Consider the following 15,535-nt stretch of genomic DNA (forward strand, 5'->3'; position numbering starts at 1 on the left):
ATGATCAGTCCGCAGACCTCCTCGGTGGCAGTGGTCGGCCTCGGCAACCTCGGTGCGCCGGTCGCCCACGCGCTCGTGGCGGCCGGCTGGCCGGTCACGGTCTCCGACCGGAATGAGCAGCGGGCGGTGGCGCTGGCCGACCAGCTCGGCGCTCGGGCAGTGTCCGGGTCGGCGGTCGCCGCCGACATCGTCGTGGTCGTGGTGACCGATGATGCGGCAGCACGTTCGGTGATCCTCGAGCCCGGCGGCCTGCTCGACCGGGATGCCGTGGGTCGGGGAGTCGTCCTGCACAGCACGGTGCTGCCGGAGACTGCGCAGGCTATCGCGACCGCGTGCGAGGGCCGCGGCATCGCTGTCCTGGATGCACCGGTGAGCGGTGGCTCGGCTCGTGCACGCGAGGGCGACCTCACGGCGATGGTGGGCGGGACCGCAACAGCGCTCGAGGAATTGCGGCCCGTCGTGGAATCGGTGGCCAGCACGCTCGTGCACGTTGGCCCACCTGGCGCCGGTGCGGCCGCCAAGCTGGGGAACCAGGTCATGATGTTCAGCGCCCTCGCCGGCGTGTTCGAGGCCATCGACCTCGCCTCGGCGCACGGGGTGAAGACCGATGCGCTCCTGCAGGTCGCGCAGAGCAGCACTGGCGCCTCGTGGGTGACCGAGCACTGGGGGTTCTTCCCGGAGACTGCCCGTGCCTACGACGAGTTGGGCACGCCGACGGCGCAGCGCCCCTGGTTCAAGGACCTGGACGAGATCGCGGCGGCCGCCGAGACTCAAGGGCTGACTCTGCCCTGGACCCTGGCCCTGGCCGGGACAATCGGCGAACGGATCGAGCGCGAGGCGGGGCAGCGATGACCGCCACACCGGTCACCGCGGGCCGGACGAAGGTCGCCCTCTCTCGGAGCGAGAAGAAGGAGGCGCTGGCCGGGTTCGGATTCCTCAGTCCGTGGATCCTCGGCATGCTCACCCTCACCGCCGGACCGATGGCGTACTCGCTGTACCTGTCGTTCACCGACTACGACCTCCTCACACCACCGGAGTGGGCTGGTCTAGCCAACTACGAGGCGATGCTCGCTGACGACCGATTCCTCGCGTCCGCCGAGGTCACAGTGAAGTACGTGGCCGCCTCGGTGCCGCTGGTGCTGATCGCTGCGCTCGCCGTGGCCATGGTGCTGAGCCGAGGCCTGCGCTTCCTGCCGGGCTACCGCGCTGCGTTCTACCTCCCCTCGCTGATCGGCGCGAGCGTGGCGATCGCGCTGCTATGGCGTGAGGTCTTCGGCCTGAACGGCATCGTCAACCAGGTCCTGGAATACGTCGGGATCGAGGGGCGCAGCTGGATCGGCAGCCCGGACACGGCGCTGCACACCCTGGTGATCCTGAATGTGTGGACCTTCGGTTCCACCATGATCATCTTCCTGGCCGGGCTGCGGCAAGTGCCGCCTGAATACTACGAGGCGGCCGCCGTCGACGGTGCTGGGCGGGCTCGGAGGTTCTGGCACATCACCATCCCGATGATCTCGCCTCTGATCTTCTTCAACGTGCTATTGACCACGGTGAACTCCTTCCAGGCGTTCACACCGGCCTACGTCGTGAGCGAGGGAACCGGCGGACCGCTCAACTCGACCCTCTTCTACACGCTCTACCTCTACCAGCGCGGCTTCGCGAATCTGGACATGGGATACGCCGCAGCGATGGCTTGGGTGCTCGTTCTCGGGCTCGCGGTGTTCACTGCCGTGCTGTTCGCCACGTCGCGGTACTGGGTGCACTACGGAGACGAACGATGAACGCTACTGCCACGACCGCGCCGAACCGTTCCACGCGCTCGCCGTTGCGGCCGGTCCTGCGGCCGAGGCTCTCCCGGAACCGGATCGTCATCGGGCTCGCCAAGCACGCAGGCATGCTCTCGCTGCTGTTCGTGATCCTCTACCCGGTGCTCTGGATGATCGGTGCCTCGCTGCGCCCCGGGAACGAGACGTTCACCACCCTGGGGCTGTGGGCGGGGGACCTGACTTTCGACAACTATGTGGAAGGTTGGAACGCGGGCAGCCTTTCCTTCGGCCGGTACTTCCTCAACTCGCTCGTCATCACCGGCCTGTGCATTGTCGGAAACGTCGTCGCGTGCTCACTCGCCGCGTTTGCTTTCGCGCGGTTGCGATTCCCGTACAAGCGCTTCATGTTCGCGCTGATGCTCGGCACCATGCTGCTCCCGTACCACGTGACGATGGTGCCGCAGTATGTGCTCTTCAACGAGCTGGCCTGGATCAACACCGTCCTGCCGCTGACCGTGCCGAAGTTCCTGGCCACGGACGCCTTCTTCGTCTTCCTGATGGTGCAGTTCGTGCGCACGTTGCCGCGCGAGCTCGATGACGCCGCACGCCTGGACGGATGTGGATACGTCGGGATCTTCGGTCGCATCGTGCTGCCGTTATCCATCCCCGCGATCGGGACCACGGCACTGTTCACCTTCATCAACACCTGGAACGACTTCCTCGGCCCGCTCCTCTACCTGAACCGGCCGGAGATGTGGACCGTGGCCCAAGGGCTCAACTCGTTCGTGGACATCACGACGCAGTCTGCCTACGGCCAGCTCTTCGCGATGGCCGCGCTCTCGATCGCGCCGATCGTCGGGTTCTTCCTGGCGGCCCAGCGCCTCCTGATCGAGGGCATCGCGACGAGCGGTCTGAAATGACACCCAATCCCAAAGGAGGGACTGTCCGATGAATCGGAAACACATGGTGCGTCTCGCTGCCACGAGCGTGGCAGCGGCGTCGCTGATCGCCGCCGCTGGATGCTCGTCCGGCACTCGCGTGGGCGAGGAGAACCCAACCCCGGCCGAGGGTCAGGACGGCACCGGCGAGGTGACCGGGTCCGTACGGGCCGCGTGGTGGGGATCGGCTCCCCGGCACGAGGTGACCAACGCCGTCTTCGATCTGTTCGAGGAGGCCAACGACGGCGTCACGGTCGAGCGCGAGTTCGCTGACTTCGGGGCGCACTTCGAACGGCTCAACGTGCAGGCCTCGAGCGGGAACATGCCGTGCCTGCCGCAACTGCAGGGGCGTCAGCTCAACGACTACACCACCCGCGATCTGTTGCTGCCGCTGGACCCGATGATCGAATCCGGGGCGATCGACGTCAGCGACATCCCGGCCGAAGTACTGGACACCGGCCGCGGGCTTGATGGCGAGCTGTACATGATCCCCTACGGCGCGGCATACGACGCGTTGCTGGTGAACGAGTCCGTGGCTGAGGAGATCGGCGTGGGCCTTCCGCCCGAGGGGTACACCTGGGAGGACTTCTTCGATTGGGCCGCGCAGGCACAGGCCGAGCTTCCGGACGGGATGAACGCGCTCAACCTCGGTGGGTCGCGGCCCAACTTCCTGATCAGCTACGTCGCCGCCTCGGGAGAGAGTCTCTTCGAGGGCAGTGAGCTCGGCTTCTCCCAGGAACTGCTGGTGGAGTACTGGAGCCAGTGGGAGGAAGCCCGCACTGAGGGCGTCACGATCACCCCGGAGGAGGATGCCGAGATGCCCTCCGCGCCCGACCAGAATTACGTGGCGCAAGGACGCACGCTCGCGGACACGGCACCGGGCAACGCATTGGTCAACGCCCAGGCCACCCTGGACGGCACCGGTGACGGCGGAGCGCTGACCACCGTGGCGCTGCCGTCCGGACCAGCAGGGTCGGGCAACGTGCTGTTCACCTCCGGCTTCGGGATCGCGGCCAGTTGCGACAACGTACCCAGCGCGGCAGCTGCTATCGACTTCTGGGCCACCGACGACGAGGCTGCAGCAGTGTTCGCCTCCAACAACGGTGCGGTGACGAACACCAGCCACCTGGAGGAGCAGCTCGCCGATTCGGACATGCCGGAGCTGCAGGCCCACAGTTTGGAACTGTACGGCCAGATCGCCGCGAATGAGCCACCTACTGTGGTGTACCCGCCCGGATACCAGGCTGCCTTTGAGGACGCCTACGGGCGTGCCTACGAGTCGATCGCCTTCGGCGGGACGGACGTGCAGGAGGCCGCCGAGGCGTTCTTCACCGAGGTGAATGCTTCGCTCGCCGATGCCGCTCAGGAGGAGTGATGGAGATGGGCGCGACGGGGAGCGAGGCGCGGTGAACTCGGACGATCAGACCAACTCGGCGGATACCGGACGCACGGGCACGCCCACCGACAGCGGTGGCGCTCTTGCCGGGATGCGCGTGCTGGATCTCAGCCAGATCATGGCGGGACCGTTCTGCACGATGATCCTCGGTGACCTGGGTGCGGACGTGGTGAAGGTGGAGAACCCCGACTCCGGCGACCAGTCCCGGCGGTCCTGGGGGCGTCCCGGTCTCGGGGAGGATAGCCGGGCCTTCATGTCGCTGAACCGGAACAAGCGGAGTGTCACGCTCGACCTCAAGAGCGAGTCCGGCCGGGAGCAGTTCCGGCAACTGGTTCGGACCGCGGACGTGGTGATCGAGAACTGGCGGCCCGGCGTGGCGGAGCGACTCGGCGCAGATTACGCCACGCTCCGTGAAGTCAACCCACGGCTGATCTACGCCTCGATCACCGGGTTCGGGCAGAGCGGCCCCTATGCGGACCGGCCTGGGTATGACCTGATCGCCCAGGCCATGTCCGGCGTCATGTCGATCACCGGCGAGCCCGGGGGCGGCCGGTCAAGTCCGGCCTGCCGGTGGCTGATCTGGGTGCGGGCCTTTACGCCGTGATCGGCATCCTCGCCGCCTGGTCGCACGTCAAAGAGACCGGGGAGGGGCAGTACGTGGAGCTTTCCCTGTTCGAGTCGGCGCTCTCGTTCTCGGTCTGGGAGTCCACGGAGTACTGGTCTACCGGCCGGGTACCGGAACCGCTGGGGTCGGCGAACCGGATGTCGGCCCCTTATCAGGCGCTCCGGACTCAGGATGGTTATGTCACGGTGGGGGCGAACAATGACCGCCTATGGCGCCGGATGTGCCACGCGATCGGCGCGCCGTGGCTGATCGAGGACGCCCGGTTCGTCGACAACACGGCGCGCATGCAGAACCGCGCCGTGCTCGAGGAGGTGCTCGAGCGCGAGCTGGACTCGGCCGGTACCAACGAATGGGTGGAACGGTTGCTGGCTGCGGGCGTGCCGGCCGGCCCGATCCAGAACTACGCACAGGTGCTTGATCAGGACCCGCATGTGCGTGCGCGGGGGATGATCGCCGAGGTGGACCATCCCGTGGAAGGTGCCGTCCCCGTGCTCGCCTCCGCGTTGCGGATGTCCGGCACGCCACCGCGCATCCGACTCGCACCACCGTTGCTCGGTGAGCACACGGCCGAACTGCTGGAGGGGTCGGAGTGAGGACCTCCCTGGAGCCGCAGATCGAGGTCGAGCAGGGCACCTCCGTCTGGACGGTCCGGGTCAGTCATCCTCAGCGGCGCGGCGCCCTGACTGCCGAGATGTACGACGCACTGGAGGCGCTCGCGCACCGGGCCCGCTCGGACACGGATCTGCGATGCGTGGTGATCACCGGGACCCCGGGAGCCTTCTGCGCGGGGACCGACGTGCGTGGCTTCACCGAGTTCTCCGCCGACGGCGCCGACGGGCTCGCGTACGAACGACGGCTCGAGCAGGTATTCGCAGCAATCGAGGCGATCCCGGTGCCAGTACTGGCCGCCGTCGACGGGCCCGCCATGGGCGGGGGCCTGGCGCTGGTGGCGTGCTGTGATCTGGTGGTCGCCTCTGATCGGGCGCGGTTCGGCGCACCGATCGCGCAGACGCTCGGGAACTGCATCCCGATCGCGGTGGTGGACCGGCTCGAGCGGGCCGTCGGAGTCTCCCGAGTGCGGGAGCTGCTGCTGCTGTCGGAGCGTTGGGCGGCTGACGATGCCCGCGCTGCCGGCCTGGTCCACCGCGTGTGCGAGGCCGACGGCCTGGCGGCGCTGGTGGAGAAGACGGTCGCGGACCTGACAGCGGGGGCACCGCTGACCTTGCAGACAGTCAAGACGATGATTCGGCGGCTGGCCACACGGGATATGCGCGACGAGGACCTGCTCACCCGGGTCTACGGGAGCGCTGACTTCCGTGAGGGAATCACGGCATTCACCGAGAAGAGGAGGCCACGATGGAGCGGGGCATGATCGACGCTCATCATCATTTCTGGCGTCTCGCGGCGCAGGAGCAGCCGTGGCGCACTCACGACCATGCGGCGCTGGCGCGGGACTTCCTCCCGGAGGATCTGCGGCCGCTGCTACAGGAGGCCGGCGTCGCCGGGACTGTTCTGGTCCAGAGCGTGGATGAGCCCGCCGAGAATGACCGACTGACAGCGTTCGCCGCCGCGGATCTCGTGCGTGGGGTCGTGGGCTGGTTGCCGCTGGCCACGCCTGACGCGGCCGAGGCCGAGCTGGACCGGTCCCGCACTGACCATTGGTCCGGCGTGCGGTGCTTGATCGGGCGCGACGACGTGCCGTGGCTCGGGCAGGCGCGCGTGCGCCGGCTGCTGCGCCGGCTCGCCGCGGACGGCCTGTCCTGGGACGTTGTTCCGGTGACCGCTGCCCAGGTGGATGCCGTGGTGGACGTCGCCCGAGCACTACCCGAGCTGCGCATCGTGGTGGATCACCTGGCCCGCCCGCCACTCGATGGCGGAGACCGGCAGGGGTGGGCGAAGCGCATCAGCGCGCTCGCGGCCTGCCCGAACATTGCGATCAAGGTGTCCGTCGGGATCGATGTGCTGACCGGCTGGCAGGGTTGGGACGTCCATGCTCTGGACGCCCCGCTCCGGCACGTGCTGAACCGTTTCGGACCCGAGCGGTGCATGCTGGCCAGCAACTGGCCGGTGATCACCCTGCGCGCCGATTACATCCGCGCCTGGCAGGACCTCGATGCCACCCTGACCCGGCTCGGCCTTGACGCCACAGAGGGCGCGGCGGTGCGCGGCGGGACCGCCGAGCGCTGGTACGGCCTGGCTGCGGTGATCGACGATGAGTGAGCGTCCTTGGCAGCTGGGCTCCGCGGTCCCGCACGTGCATCCCGAGGCATGGCTGGCGCCCGGCTGCGTGGTGATCGGGGACGTCACGCTCGGCGCGCATGCCAGTATCTGGTACGGGGCCGTCGTGCGTGCCGATCAGGAGGAGATCGCGATCGGGGACCGGTCCAATCTGCAGGACGGGGTGGTCGCCCACTCCGACCCAGGTATCCCGCTGCGCGTGGGCGCAGGGGTGACGGTCGGCCATAACGCCGTGCTGCATGGTTGCCAGGTGGACGACGGTGTGCTGATCGGCATGGGCGCGAGGCTCCTGAACGGTTCCAGCGTCGGTGCGGGGTCTCTGGTAGCCGCCGGTGCCCTGGTTCCGGAGGGGATGACCATCCCTGCCGGGGTGCTCGCCGTCGGGGCGCCGGCGAAGGTGCGCCGTGACCTGACGGAAGAGGAGGTCGCGAACCTCCGGCGCTCGGCGGGTGAGTACGTGTCGTTGGCGCATCGGCATCGGCAGGCCCGTCGCGTCGCGCCCGCCGACGCGCCACCTCAGTAGTGCAGGTGAAACACCGATTGCACCAGTCGGCCGAACAGATAGATGACCATCGGCCCGAAGGTCGCCAGCCCGAGGCCCAGTCCGATGGCCGCCGCGCGCTGCGGGAGGTTGGAGCGGCGCAGGCCGATGAGTCCCAGGATGCAGGCGGCCAGGCTGGTGATCGTCACCACGATGTCGTAGCCGATGAGGAAGACGTCGTAGAACGCGGTCCCGTACATGCTCGTCGGACCGAAGGACCAGACCAGCTGAGCGAGGGTCGAGATCCCGGCGCAGACTAGGCCGAACACCAGAGCTAGCCGCCCTGCGGTGTTCCTGCTCGAGGCCGATCCCGCTGATCCGGTCGGTGCGCCGTAGGGTCCGCGGGCTTGCTGGTGCGCGCCGGCCTGCTGCGGTGGACCAGCCTGCAGCGGAGCGCTCTGCGGTGTCGCACCGTCCGGCGCGGTGGCGCCGTACTGGTGCGGTGCTGCGAACGGGTCGTTCGGCTGATCGGGAGGCTGCTGACTCATTGGTGGGTGGGACATCGTTCGAGTGTGGCCCAGGCGCAGTGGGGATGCCACGACCCGCGATGGGGACAACTGACCACGGGGGCGGTGATCACGGTGAGCGGGCTCGCGTTCGCAGCTCACATGGCCGCGACCAGGAGTGGACCGAGGGTCCCCACGAGCGCTCCCAGCACCGCGCTCGCGCCCAGCGCCAGGCCAGCAGCGGCGGCCCGGTGAGGCGCATTCCTCTGACGCAGACCCACCGCCCCGGTGACGCACGCAGCGATGGCGAGCACCGCCGTCGTGATCTGGAACGGGGCGAGGACGGCGCTCGCAGAGCCGACGCTGACACTGGACAAGGCCATGAGGCGCGGCAGCGCATAGGCGACCATCTGATGCGCCAGCCCGACTGCCACTGTCACCACGCCCAGGATCAGCGAGATGAGACCGGCGGTGTTCCGCGCCGGCGGCACGGTGGGGACGGAGGATGGGACATGAGCGCAACTCTGGCCCCATCGCCGGCTCGTGCGCCAGGGCCGGCGATGGGGAGAACTATCGCTGCGGTCGGCGCCGGGTGGGCTCGCGGCGCGCGGGCTGAGTCACCGGTTCCACTTGCGGGACTGCGGGTACGGCGAGCTCGACGGCGTCGCTCCCGGAGAGCTCGACCGGTTGCCCGTGGTGGGTGGTCGCGAACGACTCGCCCTCGATGAGCCGGTACGTCGCCGTCTGCTCCTGGCCGGTGCGGGTGACCTGCACCTCGACCACCCGGTCCTCGCTCCGGATCCGGAACCGGAGCCGGTCCAGGGCATGCGGGAGGCGCGGCGCGAACGAGATGACGCCGCCGTGATCTCGCATCCCACCGAACCCGCACGCGGCCACCTGCCACGACCCACCCATCGAGGCGATGTGCAGGCCGTCGTCGACATTGCCGTGCAGGTCGCCCAGGTCCACCAAGGCGACCTCCGCCCAGTAGTCGTAAGCGAGGTCCAGGTGCCCGGTCTCGGCCGCGAGCACCGCCTGGGTCGCCGCCGACAGGGAGGAGTCCCGCACCGTCCGGGCCTCGTAGTACGCGAAGTTGCGGGCCTTCTGCTCCGGTGTGAACAGGTCGCCACGCAGCTGCATGGCGAGCGCGAGGTCCGCTTGCTTGATCACCTGCTTGCGGTAGATCTGGAAGTACGGGTAGTGCAGCAGCAGAGGATAGAACTCGTCGGCCGTGTCCTCGAAGTCCCACTCGTCCCGCTTGGTGAAGTCCTCCGACTGGGCGTGCACGCCGAGCTTCTCGTCGTAGGGGATCGCCATCGCGGCGGCTGCCTTGCGCCACTCGGCGATCTCCTCCGCGGTGACCCTGAGCTCGGAGGCAGTGCCCGGGTTGCGCTCGCACGCATCGGCGGCCTCGGTGAGGTTCGCCTGGGCCATCACATTCGTGTACAGGTTGTCGTCCACGATCGCGGTGTACTCGTCCGGACCGGTGACGCCGTCGATGTGGAACGCACCGTCGAAGTGCCCCAACGACATCCACAGCCGGGCGGTCTCGGTGAGCAGCTCAGTACCGGCGCCCGCGTCGAACTCACGGTCCCCGGTGGCGGCCACGTACCGGGCGGTCGCGTTTGCCACGGCAGAGTTCACGTGGAACGCGGCGGTGCCTGCCGGCCAGTAGCCGGAGCACTCCTTCCCGGTGATGGTGCGCCACGGGAATGCCGCACCGGCCAGGCCCAGCTCGGCCGCTCTGGCGCGCGCCTCCGGCAGTGTGTTGCGCCGCCAGAGCAGGTGATCGCGCGCGGCGGACGGCTTCGTGTAGGTGAGCATCGGCAGGGCGAACAGGTCCGCATCCCAGAAGGTGTGCCCGTCGTAGCCGATCCCGCTCAGTCCCTTGGCGCCGAGCCCCTGGCCCTCTGCCCGGGCCGAGCACTGCAGCACGTGGAACATGGAGACCCGGATCGCCTGCTGCAGGCCCGGGTCGCCGTCGATCTCGACGTCGGCATGCTGCCAGAACTCGTCCAGGTAGGCTCTCTGCTTCTCGAGCAGCTCGTCCCACCCGATCAATTTCCCGACGGCGAGAGCCGCCTCCACCTGGTCGCGCAACGCGGGCGTGGATCGCCGATGCGACCACCCGTAGGAGAGGTACTTGATCATGCGCAGCTTGCTGCCCTTGGGCAGTTGCGCGGTCACCGTGTAGCGGGCGAGGTCGCCACCCGCCTCGATCGTTGTCTCGGCGCCCTGGGGCACCTCGAGCACGTGATCCATCCCGGCTGCCATGCGCAACTTGCTGCGACGGGTGCGGTGCAGCAGCACCGCCTGCTGACCGCGGGCGCCGGAGTCCTCCGACTTCAATGGACGGTCCAGGACGGCCGCGTCCCGAGGATCCGAGGACGCGGTGGCGTTCTGCTCGTTGGCGAGCAGGTCGGAGTAGATCGCGAGGTAGACGTTGTCGTCGAGCGCCTCCACCTCGTACTCGATCGCGGCCAGGGACCGGTGCACGAACGAGACCAGACGCCGGGAGGTCACCCGCACCGACTGCCCGTTCGGTGAGGTCCACTCGGTGCTGCGATCCAAGGTGCCGGTGCGCAGATCGAGCGCGCGCTCGTGGCTGTGCGTGGTCCCGTAGCGCAGGTCGAACGGAGAGTCGCCGACAAAGAGGCGGATCAGCTTGCCGTCGGTGACGTTGACGACGGTCTCGCCCGACTCCGGGAATCCGTACCCGGACTCGGCGTGCGGCAGCGGACGCTGCTCGTAGAACCCGTTGATGTAGGTGCCGGGCACCACCCGCGGTTCACCCTCCTCGAGGGAGCCACGCATCCCGAAGTGCCCGTTGGAGAGGGTGAACAGGGTCTCGCTGGCGGCGACGTCGTCGGGCAGCAAGCCGCTACGGGTCAGCTTCCAGGGGTGGATTCCATACCCGCGGCGCTGGTCGGCGTACTCGATGGAGTCGCCGGTCTCGCCCGCATATGACTGCTCGGGGTGCTGGCCGTGGCCGTTCGTCATCGGTCCTCCTCGGGGGTCGCGGCCGTTCCGCCGGCGGGCATGTCGACGGGGGGCTGCTCCAGTGAGGAACGGTCGTGGACCAGTTCGGCCAGGTCATTGACCACCACGTCGGCACCTGCTTCGGCCAAGGCATCGGCGTGCCCGAGACGATCGACGCCGATCACGAAGGCGAAGTCGCCGGCGCGTCCGGCCTGCACGCCGGCGATCGCGTCCTCGATCACCACGGCTTCGGCGGGCGGCACGTCCAGGGCGGCGGCCCCAGCGAGGAAGGTGTCCGGGGCAGGCTTGCCCGGCAGGGACTGCTCGGCTGCCACCACGCCATCGATCCGGGCGTCGAACTGGTCGATCAGACCGGCAGCGGTGAGCACGGCGACGGCGTTCGCGGACGCGGTCACGACCGCCGTCGGGATCCCGGCCTCGCGCACTGCCGTGAGGTAGGCGACCGAACCGGGGAAGGTCTCCACCCCGCGCTCGTCCAGGATTCGGCGCACGTCGGCGTCCTTGCGGTTGCCGATCCCGCACACGGTCTCGGCCGATGGCGGGTCGTCCGGGGTGCCCTCCGGCGGGGTGATGTCACGGGAGGCGAGGAACGTACGCACACCGTCGTACCGCCGTCGGCCATCCACGTGGGCGGCGTAGTCCGACTCGGTGAACTCAGGAAGGCCCTGGGCGGTGAGGATCGCATCGAAGGTCTCCTTCCATGCGGCGAAGTGCAGGGTGGCGGTGCGGGTGAGCACGCCATCGAGGTCGAACAGGCACGCCCGGACCTGTGCGGGCAGGCCGAGCTCGGCGAGCGATGTCTGGGAAGGCATGGGAGAACGGTAGTGGCGGGGTCCGGGTCGTGGCGAACGTGCACGTCAGGGGCGCGACGGTGAGTCATCTGTCGTGTGCGTCACAGAATGCCGGCCGGGCGTGACGAATGTCGCGCTCGCGGAACGTACTTCACGGCGCGCAGTCGTGCGCCGCTGATTCCCTCATCCCCCGGAGGACGACAAATGACAAGCTCCAGTGAGGTTGCACGCCTGCCACGGCAGGCGATGCGCGCCGTCGTCACGGCGCTGCTCGGTGCGGTGCTCACCCTGGTCGGCGTGACCACGGCGACGGCGGCTCCGCCGTACGAGACCGAAGCAGAGGTGACGGACCTGCAGTTCACCTCCGAGGTGGTCCGGACCGGCTCGACGGCCGAGCTGACCGGCTCGTGGTCACTGCCCGACAATCCCGCCACCCCGGCTGGTTTCACCATGGCGCTCCCGGAGGGTCTGCAGGGCGTTCGAACCGAGTTCCCGATGCGCACGCCCAGCGGCGAGCAGATGGGCTCCTGCGTCGTTGACGGGACGTCATTGACCTGCGACCTCGACGAGGCGTATGTGGCCGAGCATCCGTTGGACCTCAAGGGCGACTTCCGATTCTGGGTGACGGTGACCACGGAGGTCACCGAGGAGACCGAGGTGACCTACGACTTCGGTGCGACGGAGGCGTCGGTGACCATCGAGCCAAGGCCCGATAGTCAGCCCTGCACCGAGAACTGTGAGGTCCGCAACATCAGCACCGTGAAATGGGGCGACTACGACCCGGAGTCCGGGAACTTCCTGTGGGTCGTCAGGGTCGGTGCCGAGGATGAGACCGGCATGCCGGGTGGCCGGGAGGTCGTGGTCACCGACACCGTGGCGCCCGGGCATCAGGTGGTCCCTGGACAGACGGTCCTGCGCCGCACCAACGAGGTGGTGGTGAACGGCAACGGGTACCCCTCGCCCGCGAACTGGGTCGAAGCGCCCGTGGACTCCTACCAGGTGTCTGCGGATGGGACCACCGTCACGTTCACCTCGGAGGAGGGCTACTTCTATGTGGTGGATGTGGTCTCGGAGATCACCGACGGCGGGCTGCGCGGCACCTACGACAACGCGGCCACGATCGAGGTGACCGGTGAGGAGGTGCGCACCGTCTCCGCCCGGTCCCAGTCCCACGGTGGGTCTGCGTCTGGGGTCGGCACCGATGTGGGTGTCTTTGCGCTCACCAAGGAGGTCATCGGCGACGCCGTGGGCCTCGAGGGCACAGTCTTCACCGGTACCTACGAGGTGCAGGAGAGCGAGGGTGCCGAGCCGACCCAGCACACCTTCGAGGTGATGGACGGCGAGACATGGGTGAGTCCGGAGTTCCCGGCCGGCACCCGTGTGGTGATCCTCGGTGAGGACCCGCCGACCGGCACGGGACAGGTGCAGTGGGCCGACCCTGTGTTCTCCGAGACCGAGTTCGTGCTCGACGGTGGGGTCGTGCGCGACGTGAGCCTGACGAATGAGGCCAGCGTGCTGATGGGGCAGTTCTCCGCAGCGAAGCTGCTCACCGGTGACGGCGCAGCCCAGGTTCCCGCGGACGCCACCTTCACGCTGGACTACTCGTTCCCGGCTGGCCCGGGCTTCGAGAGCGGCGCCGGCGAGCTGGTGCTTCCAGTTGACGGAACGGCAGTGACTTCACCGATGATCCCCGCGGGGGCGGAGGTCACCGTGGTCGAGCAGGAGCCCGGCGCGGTGGCTGGGGCCTCGTGGGGAGCGGTGACGTACTCGACGGAGTCGGTCAGGATCGTCGCCGACGAGGTGGTTGAAATGAGCGTGACGAATGAGATCACCGTCACGTCACCGCCGTCGGAGACAGAGACAGCACCGTCGGGCGACGACACCGTGCCGTCGACGGATGTGACTGTGCCGCCGGACGCGCCCACCCCGCCGGCGACGGCCGGGAGCCTCCCGAGCACCGGAGCGGACGGGACGGTCGTGGCCGGGATCTCCGGACTGCTCCTGGTGAGCGGGGCAGTGCTGCTGGTGGCCCGGCGTCGGGCGGCGCGGAGGGCCTGACCCGCAACGGGAGGGCCGGGGCGTTGAGCGGCCCGGCCCTCCCGTACTGCACGAGACGGTGGCCTACTCCTCCTTCGCCGCGATGAAGGCGGACTCTGCCGCCTTGACGCGCCGGTCCTGCTGGATCCCGCGCAATATCGCGAACGCCATGGCGAAGACCATGATGAAGATCGGCAGGCCGATCACGGTGATCACTTCTTGCAGGGCCGAGAGTCCGGCGTCACCGGCGAGCACGATCAGCGAGGCGGCGAGCACACCCTCGGCGATCCCCCAGAACATCCGCTGCCGCACCGGTCCGGTGCCGGCGTCGCCGGTGCAGAGCATGTCCACCACGAGCGACGCGGAGTCGGAGGAGGTGGCGAAGAAGACGGCCACGATCAGTACGGCGAAACCTTGGATGAGTGTGGTCACGCCGTCGGGCACCGGGAACTGATCAAAGAAGGTGAACATTGCCAGCGACACGTTCTCCTCGGTGACGACCTTCTGGGTGAGCTCCCCTCCGCTGCCTCCGATCCCGTCGAAGTCCATGGCGGACCAGCCGAAGATCGCGAACCAGACGACCGTGAACAAGGTCGGCGCGAACAGCACACCGATCACGAACTCGCGGATGGTGCGGCCCTTGGAGATGCGGGCGAGGAAAATCCCCATGAACGGTGCCCAGGTGACCGTCCATGCCCAGTAGAACACCGTCCAGTCGGCCTGCCAGCCCCAGCCGTCGCTGGTGTACCGGGACATCGCGTCGTTCCAGAACGACAGCGGGATGATCGAGGTGGCGTAGATGGACAGGCTCTCCACGATCTGCCGGGCCAGGAACACGGTGGAGCCTGCGATGAACACGAACACCATCAGCCCGACGGCGGCCCCGATGTTGATGTTCGAGAGGCGCTTCACACCCTTGTCCAGACCGTTCACGATCGATGTGACCGCCACGGTGGTGAGCACCACGATGATGATCACCTTCACCAGCACCGAGTCAGGAACGTTGAGCAGCTCGGTCAGACCGGAGTTGATCTGCTGGGTGCCCAGGCCGATCGAGACGGCTACCCCGAACAGGGTGCCGAGGATCGCGAAGATGTCGATCGTCTTGCCGATCGGGCCGTGGATCCGGTCCTTCAGGAGGGGGTAGAACACCGAGCTCACGCGCATCGGCAACTTGAACCGGTAGACGAAGTAGGCGAACGCGAGACCGGGCAGGGTGAAGATCGCCCAGGTGTGCAGGCCGAAGTGGTAGATGGAGAAGCCCATCGCCTCCTCGGCCGCCTCGATCGTGAACGGTGCGACGTCATTGCGCGGGGGATTGGCGAAGTGCGTGATCGGCTCGGCCACGCCCCAGAACATCAGGATGGTGCCGATCCCACCGGCGAACAGCATGGCGAACCAGGAGACGTTGCCGTACTCCGGCTTGGAGTCGTCGTCGCCGAGCCGGATGCGTCCGAACCGGCTGATCGCCAGACCGATCAGGAAGATCAACCAGGCAGAGACTCCGAAGATGAAGAACCAGCCAAGGTTCGTCACGATCCACTCGCGGCCGGCCTTGAACGTGTTACCCACCGGTGTGGGGAAGAGCACCAGCACGAGCAGGAAGAGGACCATGAGCCCTGCCGCGATGAAGAAGATCGTGGGGTCCGTCCGCAGCCCGAGCCGATCGGCCCAGGACTGGAACGTGCGGGTCAGGCCCGAGCGCGGTTCGCGCTGGTCGGCGGACTGGTCCGTCATGTGCGTGCCCTTCGGTAGCT

General features: G+C 68.2%; 13 protein-coding genes and 1 pseudogene. 9 read left to right on the forward strand and 5 right to left on the reverse strand.

The window, feature by feature from the left end:
* From BLU77_RS16520 to BLU77_RS16555, 8 genes and pseudogenes are all read left to right on the forward strand, one after another.
* On the forward strand, positions 1-852 hold the full coding sequence (locus BLU77_RS16520) for an NAD(P)-dependent oxidoreductase (RefSeq protein WP_089774140.1): 852 nt from the start codon (positions 1-3) through the stop codon (positions 850-852).
* Positions 849-1,781 (forward strand): carbohydrate ABC transporter permease, encoded by a 933-nt coding sequence (locus BLU77_RS16525; RefSeq protein ID WP_089774141.1) that lies wholly within the window; start codon positions 849-851, stop codon positions 1,779-1,781. The genes BLU77_RS16520 and BLU77_RS16525 overlap by 4 nt, the downstream gene beginning before the upstream one ends.
* Positions 1,778-2,686 (forward strand): carbohydrate ABC transporter permease, encoded by a 909-nt coding sequence (locus BLU77_RS16530; RefSeq protein WP_089774142.1) that lies wholly within the window; start codon positions 1,778-1,780, stop codon positions 2,684-2,686. Before BLU77_RS16525 ends, BLU77_RS16530 begins: the two co-directional genes overlap by 4 nt.
* Positions 2,687-2,714: 28 nt before the next feature.
* Positions 2,715-4,079 (forward strand): ABC transporter substrate-binding protein, encoded by a 1,365-nt coding sequence (locus BLU77_RS16535; RefSeq protein WP_089774143.1) that lies wholly within the window; start codon positions 2,715-2,717, stop codon positions 4,077-4,079.
* 160 nt (positions 4,080-4,239) lie between these two features.
* Positions 4,240-5,318: pseudogene (locus tag BLU77_RS16540) on the forward strand (CaiB/BaiF CoA transferase family protein).
* Positions 5,315-6,097, forward strand: coding sequence for an enoyl-CoA hydratase-related protein (locus BLU77_RS16545; protein WP_089774144.1), 783 nt, complete (start codon positions 5,315-5,317; stop codon positions 6,095-6,097). Before BLU77_RS16540 ends, BLU77_RS16545 begins: the two are co-directional and overlap by 4 nt.
* Entirely contained in the window at positions 6,094-6,945 is an 852-nt protein-coding gene (locus BLU77_RS16550) for an amidohydrolase family protein (RefSeq protein WP_175477166.1), read from the forward strand. The genes BLU77_RS16545 and BLU77_RS16550 overlap by 4 nt, the downstream gene beginning before the upstream one ends.
* Positions 6,938-7,486 (forward strand): gamma carbonic anhydrase family protein, encoded by a 549-nt coding sequence (locus BLU77_RS16555; protein ID WP_089774146.1) that lies wholly within the window; start codon positions 6,938-6,940, stop codon positions 7,484-7,486. Before BLU77_RS16550 ends, BLU77_RS16555 begins: the two co-directional genes overlap by 8 nt.
* Here BLU77_RS16555 and BLU77_RS16560 read toward each other — a convergent pair.
* The 4 genes from BLU77_RS16560 to BLU77_RS16575 form a co-directional block, all read right to left on the reverse strand.
* The gene (locus BLU77_RS16560; protein WP_139177812.1) at positions 7,480-8,007 is read right to left on the reverse strand and encodes a hypothetical protein; all 528 of its coding nucleotides are present in this window, start codon (positions 8,005-8,007) and stop codon (positions 7,480-7,482) included. The two genes, BLU77_RS16555 and BLU77_RS16560, sit on opposite strands and share 7 nt — an antisense overlap.
* 101 nt (positions 8,008-8,108) lie before the next feature.
* A complete protein-coding gene (locus BLU77_RS16565) occupies positions 8,109-8,390 on the reverse strand; it encodes a hypothetical protein (protein ID WP_139177813.1) in 282 nt (93 codons plus the stop codon).
* Between the two features lie 130 nt (positions 8,391-8,520).
* Complete coding sequence (locus tag BLU77_RS16570) at positions 8,521-10,950, reverse strand: glycoside hydrolase family 65 protein (RefSeq protein ID WP_089774149.1); 2,430 nt, start codon at positions 10,948-10,950, stop codon at positions 8,521-8,523.
* A complete protein-coding gene (locus tag BLU77_RS16575) occupies positions 10,947-11,762 on the reverse strand; it encodes an HAD family hydrolase (RefSeq protein WP_089774150.1) in 816 nt (271 codons plus the stop codon). The genes BLU77_RS16570 and BLU77_RS16575 overlap by 4 nt, the downstream gene beginning before the upstream one ends.
* A 183-nt stretch (positions 11,763-11,945) precedes the next feature.
* Here BLU77_RS16575 and BLU77_RS16580 point away from each other — a divergent pair, with 183 nt between their 5' ends.
* Positions 11,946-13,799: a DUF5979 domain-containing protein gene (locus BLU77_RS16580; protein WP_175477167.1), complete on the forward strand. Its 1,854-nt coding sequence runs from the start codon at positions 11,946-11,948 to the stop codon at positions 13,797-13,799.
* A 63-nt stretch (positions 13,800-13,862) separates the two neighbouring features.
* On the opposite strand, the gene BLU77_RS16585 is transcribed toward BLU77_RS16580, so the two are convergent.
* A complete protein-coding gene (locus BLU77_RS16585; protein WP_089774152.1) occupies positions 13,863-15,515 on the reverse strand; it encodes a BCCT family transporter in 1,653 nt (550 codons plus the stop codon).
* Positions 15,516-15,535 lie beyond the last annotated feature (20 nt).

This window comes from Ruania alba (genome assembly GCF_900105765.1).
Lineage (GTDB): Bacteria > Actinomycetota > Actinomycetes > Actinomycetales > Beutenbergiaceae > Ruania > Ruania alba.

Bases quoted from the DNA above. Each gene is read 5' to 3' on its own strand.
- BLU77_RS16520 (WP_089774140.1), top strand. From the start codon at position 1: ATGATCAGTCCGCAGACCTCCTCGGTGGCAGTGGTCGGCCTCGGCAAC.
- BLU77_RS16525 (WP_089774141.1), top strand. From the start codon at position 849: ATGACCGCCACACCGGTCACCGCGGGCCGGACGAAGGTCGCCCTCTCT.
- BLU77_RS16530 (WP_089774142.1), top strand. From the start codon at position 1,778: ATGAACGCTACTGCCACGACCGCGCCGAACCGTTCCACGCGCTCGCCG.
- BLU77_RS16535 (WP_089774143.1), top strand. From the start codon at position 2,715: ATGAATCGGAAACACATGGTGCGTCTCGCTGCCACGAGCGTGGCAGCG.
- BLU77_RS16550 (WP_175477166.1), top strand. From the start codon at position 6,094: ATGATCGACGCTCATCATCATTTCTGGCGTCTCGCGGCGCAGGAGCAG.
- BLU77_RS16555 (WP_089774146.1), top strand. From the start codon at position 6,938: ATGAGTGAGCGTCCTTGGCAGCTGGGCTCCGCGGTCCCGCACGTGCAT.
- BLU77_RS16560 (WP_139177812.1), bottom strand. From the start codon at position 8,007: ATGTCCCACCCACCAATGAGTCAGCAGCCTCCCGATCAGCCGAACGAC.
- BLU77_RS16570 (WP_089774149.1), bottom strand. From the start codon at position 10,950: ATGACGAACGGCCACGGCCAGCACCCCGAGCAGTCATATGCGGGCGAG.
- BLU77_RS16575 (WP_089774150.1), bottom strand. From the start codon at position 11,762: ATGCCTTCCCAGACATCGCTCGCCGAGCTCGGCCTGCCCGCACAGGTC.
- BLU77_RS16580 (WP_175477167.1), top strand. From the start codon at position 11,946: ATGACAAGCTCCAGTGAGGTTGCACGCCTGCCACGGCAGGCGATGCGC.
- BLU77_RS16585 (WP_089774152.1), bottom strand. From the start codon at position 15,515: ATGACGGACCAGTCCGCCGACCAGCGCGAACCGCGCTCGGGCCTGACC.